We start from the raw sequence: 4,570 nt of genomic DNA, 5'->3' as shown, positions 1-4,570 counted from the left end.
AAAGTATGTTCTTCAGCCAAAGCATGTGGAAATTCAGGTGCTTGCTGACACTCATGGCAATGTGATTCACCTTTTCGAGCGCGATTGCAGCGTGCAGCGCCGGCACCAGAAGGTGGTGGAAGAGTCGCCGTGTCCGATCATCCGTGACGACGTGCGTCAGCGCATGGGCGCGGTCGCGGTGCAGGCGGCGCGCGCGGTAAATTACGTGGGCGCTGGTACGTGCGAGTTCCTGCTGGATGTGAATCAGGACTTCTACTTCCTCGAGATGAACACCCGCCTGCAGGTGGAGCATCCGGTGACCGAGTGCATCACCGGGCTGGACCTGGTGGAGCTGATGATCCGCGTGGCCGCGGGCGAGCCGCTGCCGCTCACGCAAGCGGAGGTCAAGCGCGAGGGCTGGGCCATGGAGTGCCGCATCAACGCCGAAGACCCGTTTCGCAACTTTTTGCCAAGTACCGGCCGTCTGGTGCGCTTTGCGCCGCCCGAGCAAACCATGTTTGCAGCCCACCCCAAGCCCCTGCATGGCGAATCCAGTAGCTCTGTCGCAGGAGGTGTCAGGGTGGACACCGGCGTGCAGGATGGCGGCGAAATTCCGATGTTCTACGACTCGATGATTGCCAAGCTCATCGTGCACGGCAAAGACCGGCTGGACGCTATTTGCCGTATGCGTGAAGCGCTCAACGGCTTTGTGATTCGTGGTGTGTCGAGCAACATTCCTTTTCAGGCGGCTTTGCTGGCGCACCCCAAGTTTGTGAGTGGCGAATTCAACACCGGCTTTATTGCCGAGCACTACGGCAAAGGCTTTTTTGCCGAAGACGTCCCGCACGACGACCCCGGCTTTTTGGCGGCACTGGCCGCGTTTGTGCGCCGCAAGTCGCGCGAGCGGGCGGCTGGCATGTCGGGGCAGCTTCCGGGCTATGCGGTAGACGCCGGAAAAGACTATGTGGTGGTCACGCTCGATGCCGCAGGCCGGCACCGGTACACGCCCGCCCATGTGGATGATTTTGAGGGCGAAACCGGCTCGGCCCATGTAAAGATGGGCGCGAGCAGCTATGTTATTCGTAGCAAGTCACGGCTCAACGACATCGCCATCACCGGTACGGTCAACGGCAAGCCCTTCACCGCGCAGATCGAGCGCGGCACCCCCAAGAACCCGCTGGCCTTGCGTGTGCAGCATAACGGCACCCGCATTGACGCGCTGGTCATGTCGCCCCGTATGGCCGAGCTGCACACGCTGATGCCGCACAAAGCGCCGCCCGATATGAGCCGTTATGTGCTCTCGCCTATGCCCGGGCTGCTGGTAGACGTGGCGGTGGTGCCCGGTCAAAAAGTGCAGGCCGGCGAGCGCGTGGCGGTGATTGAGGCGATGAAGATGGAGAACGTGCTGTTTGCCGCAGCCGACGGTGTGGTGGGCAAGGTGCTGGCCGCGAAGGGCGAGTCGCTGAGCGTGGACCAAGCCATTGTGGAGTTCGAACAATGAGCCCCCATGATCCACCCCTGCGCCCCGGCTTGGAGCGTCCGTTCAAGGTCCTGGGTATCCAGCAAATCGCCATCGGCGGCCCCGATAAAAAGCGCTTGCAAACCCTGTGGGTGGACATGCTGGGCCTGCAGGTTACCGGCACCTTTCAGAGCGAAAAAGAGAACGTTGACGAAGACATCTGCGCCATCGGCACCGGACCCTACAAAGTCGAGGTCGACCTGATGCAGCCCATGGACCCCGACAAGAAGCCGGCGGTGCACACCACCCCGCTCAACCACGTGGGCTTGTGGATTGACGACCTGCCCGTTGCGGTGGAGTGGCTCACCGCCCGCGGCGTGCGGTTTGCGCCGGGCGGCATCCGCAAAGGCGCTGCCGGCTACGACATCACCTTCCTGCACCCCAAGAGCAACGATGAGTTTCCGATTGCGGGCGAGGGCGTGCTCATTGAGCTGGTGCAAGCGCCTGCCGAGGTGATCGCAGCCCTGGGCTGACGCTGAAGCAAAACGCTTATATTCACCAATCTCAAAAAGTTTCAAGGACGGGCTGTTATGGGCTTCGGGCAAATTCTCCAACCAGGCATGTTGGTCATGCGCAAAATGCGCTTCGCAACCAAGCTGGCGATCGTGTTTTTGTTGGCATTGCTGCCTATGTTGTTCATGGTCTCGCAGCTTGTGGAGCGCAACCTCAGCGAGGCCGAAATCACCCGCGCCGAGGTGCGTGGCGTGAAGGTGGTCGAGCAGGCAACCGATGTCATCCGCCTGCTGCAAGCCCACCGCGGGCAGACCAATATGGTGCTCTCGGGCAACCTGGAAGCGCAAAGCGCCCGGGACCAGACCCGCCAAAAGCTGTTTGAATCCCAGGCTGCGCTGGTGCAGGTGATTGACGCGGAGCTGAGCGACCAGGCGCCTGCGGAGTGGAAGGAGCTGCGTGGCCGGCTGGACGCACTTGTGGGCCAGCTCGATGGCAAAGAAGCGCCGCAGGCCTTTGCCATGCACAGTGTGCTGGTCGAAGACATGACGCGATTGGTCTACGGCGTGGCCGAAAAGTCGGGTTTGCTCTACGACCCGGATCCGCAAACCTATTTGCTGATGGACATGTCGGTCTCGAGGCTTATTCCCCTGCGCGAGACCATTGGCCGCTTGCGGGGGGCCGGAGCCGGCTTTCTGAGCCAGCCGCAGATCTCTGACGCCGCAGTGAGCCGGGTGAACCTGTTGGCGGATAACCTCAACGCCCTATCGCGTGACGTGCAGTATTCGCAAAACATCCTGGGTTCCAAGGGCTTTAAAGATGCGAGCGGCGACGATGCCTTGAAAGCCATTGCCTCCTTCACCGCCCTCACCAAGGAACGCTTCAAGCCCGGTGCGTCCGGCGGCAATGCCGATGCTTACTTTGCCGCCGGCACGCAGGCGCTGGATGCGGTGGGCGCATATCAAAAGGTAGCGAACCGCAGTTTGGTCGATTTGCTGGAATCCCGCGTCGCATCCCTGCGCCAGGCGCTTTACGTTCTGGCGGTAGGCGGGGTGCTGGTGGTGTTGGCGCTGCTGTACTTGATTTTGTCTTTCAACATGAGCTTTCTGGCGGACCTGCGCGAGGTGCTGCGGTTCATGCAGGAAACTGCCAGCGGCAACCTGCGCCACAAAATGAAAATGGATGGCGTGGACGAAATCTCCGACATGGCCCGGTCCATGGGCTCCATGGTGCAGAACATCTCCGGCATGGTGGCCAGCGTGCGCAGCAGCGCAGCGCTGGTGGCGAACTCCGGCGATGTGCTGGTATACGGCAACAGCAGTCTGTCGGACCGCACCGAGCAGCAGGCGGCCAATCTGGAGCAGACCGCTGCCAGCGTGCAGGAACTGTCCTCTACCGTGCGAGACAACGCCAGCGCCGCTCAGGAGTCAGATCGCGCAGCCCAACTGGTGCGCCAGACCGCCGAGCAGGGCTCAGCCGGCATGCACCAGGCCATTGCCTCCATTGAGGCGATTGAAGCCAGCACACGCCGCATGGATGAGATCGTGGGTGTGATTGACGGATTGGCCTTCCAGACCAACATTCTGGCGCTCAATGCGGCGGTCGAGGCGGCCCGTGCGGGCGAGTCCGGCCGCGGCTTTGCGGTGGTGGCGACAGAGGTGCGCTCGCTGGCCAAGCGGTCTGCCGATTCGGCCAAAGAGATCCGCCAGCTCATCACCACCTCGTCGGAGCAGGTGGGGACGGGCGTGCAGGAAATCCGTGCTGCCGCTAAGAAGATTGCCGATATCGCCGACGGCGTGCGCGGCGTGGCGAGCAATATGTCGCTGATCTCAGCGTCCAGCGCCGAACAGAGCGCCAGTCTGTCCGAAATCACCACCGCCGTCCGCCAGCTCGACCAGATCACCCAGCAAAACGCGTCCATGGTAGAGCAGTCGGTTAACCAGGCCACGGCCCTGCAGAGCCACGCCGGTGTGTTGGCCGATGCGGTGTCGGTGTTTCAGTTGCAGCAGGGTTCAGCCGATGAGGCCCGTGCAATGGTGGACCGCGCGCTGGAGCTGCGCCGTCGCTGCGGCAGCACCGATGCATTCGTTCGCGAAGTGACCCCGCAGCACAGCGGCCTGTTTGACCGCGATATGTATGTGTTCGTGCTCGACAGCTCCGGCCAATACCTCGCCTTCGGCGGCAACCCCGCGAAGGTGAACACTTGGGTGCAGGACGTACCTGGTATCAACGGCGACGCGTTGATGAATGCCATCATCACTCAGGCCGACGCCGGCCCCGGCTGGGTCGAGTACGACATCACCAACCCGCTGACCGGGCGGGTGCAGACCAAGATGTCCTTCGTCCAGAAGATAGACGACCTCTACCTGGGCTGTGGTGTCTACAAAAACCTGATGGTCACGGTGTAGGTTTGCGGCTGCGCGCCCGGGCCAAAGCGGCCTCGATGACGGCGCGTTTTTTGTCCAGCGTGGCCGTATCGGTGTGCCGCGAATGGGCGCCCAAATCGGCCAGCTTCATGAGGGCTTTCGCCTCCATCTCCGCGGCGTGGTACTCGGCCTCATGCGCCAGCCTGGTGGCGCGCTCCGCATAGCGCTGGCGTGCTTGGTTGGCCTGATCCGGGCT

3 protein-coding genes and 1 pseudogene are annotated in these 4,570 nt (G+C 62.3%); 3 read left to right on the top strand and 1 reads right to left on the bottom strand.

The window, feature by feature from the left end; all coding sequences use genetic code 11:
- The 3 genes from Q0O05_RS11440 to Q0O05_RS11430 all read left to right on the top strand — a co-directional run.
- The coding region (locus tag Q0O05_RS11440; protein WP_293663148.1) for a biotin/lipoyl-containing protein at positions 1 to 1,480 on the top strand (1,480 nt) is incomplete at its 5' end.
- Positions 1,477 to 1,971, top strand: coding sequence for a VOC family protein (locus Q0O05_RS11435; RefSeq protein ID WP_293663146.1), 495 nt, complete (start codon positions 1,477 to 1,479; stop codon positions 1,969 to 1,971). The genes Q0O05_RS11440 and Q0O05_RS11435, both read left to right, overlap by 4 nt.
- A gap of 96 nt (positions 1,972 to 2,067) precedes the next feature.
- A complete protein-coding gene (locus tag Q0O05_RS11430) occupies positions 2,068 to 4,356 on the top strand; it encodes a methyl-accepting chemotaxis protein (protein ID WP_293663144.1) in 2,289 nt (762 codons plus the stop codon).
- Here Q0O05_RS11430 and Q0O05_RS11425 read toward each other — a convergent pair.
- Positions 4,346 to 4,570, bottom strand: a pseudogene (locus tag Q0O05_RS11425) (ferredoxin); the annotation flags it as partial. The gene Q0O05_RS11430 and the pseudogene Q0O05_RS11425 sit on opposite strands and share 11 nt — an antisense overlap.

Source organism: Rhodoferax sp. OV413 (assembly GCF_945881795.1).
Taxonomy (GTDB): Bacteria; Pseudomonadota; Gammaproteobacteria; order Burkholderiales; family Burkholderiaceae_C; genus Allorhodoferax.
Note: the sequence above shows the minus strand (reverse complement) of the source record. Positions and strands in the feature narration are given on the sequence as shown.

Bases quoted from the DNA above. Each gene is read 5' to 3' on its own strand.
- Q0O05_RS11435 (WP_293663146.1), top strand. From the start codon at position 1,477: ATGAGCCCCCATGATCCACCCCTGCGCCCCGGCTTGGAGCGTCCGTTC.
- Q0O05_RS11430 (WP_293663144.1), top strand. From the start codon at position 2,068: ATGCGCAAAATGCGCTTCGCAACCAAGCTGGCGATCGTGTTTTTGTTG.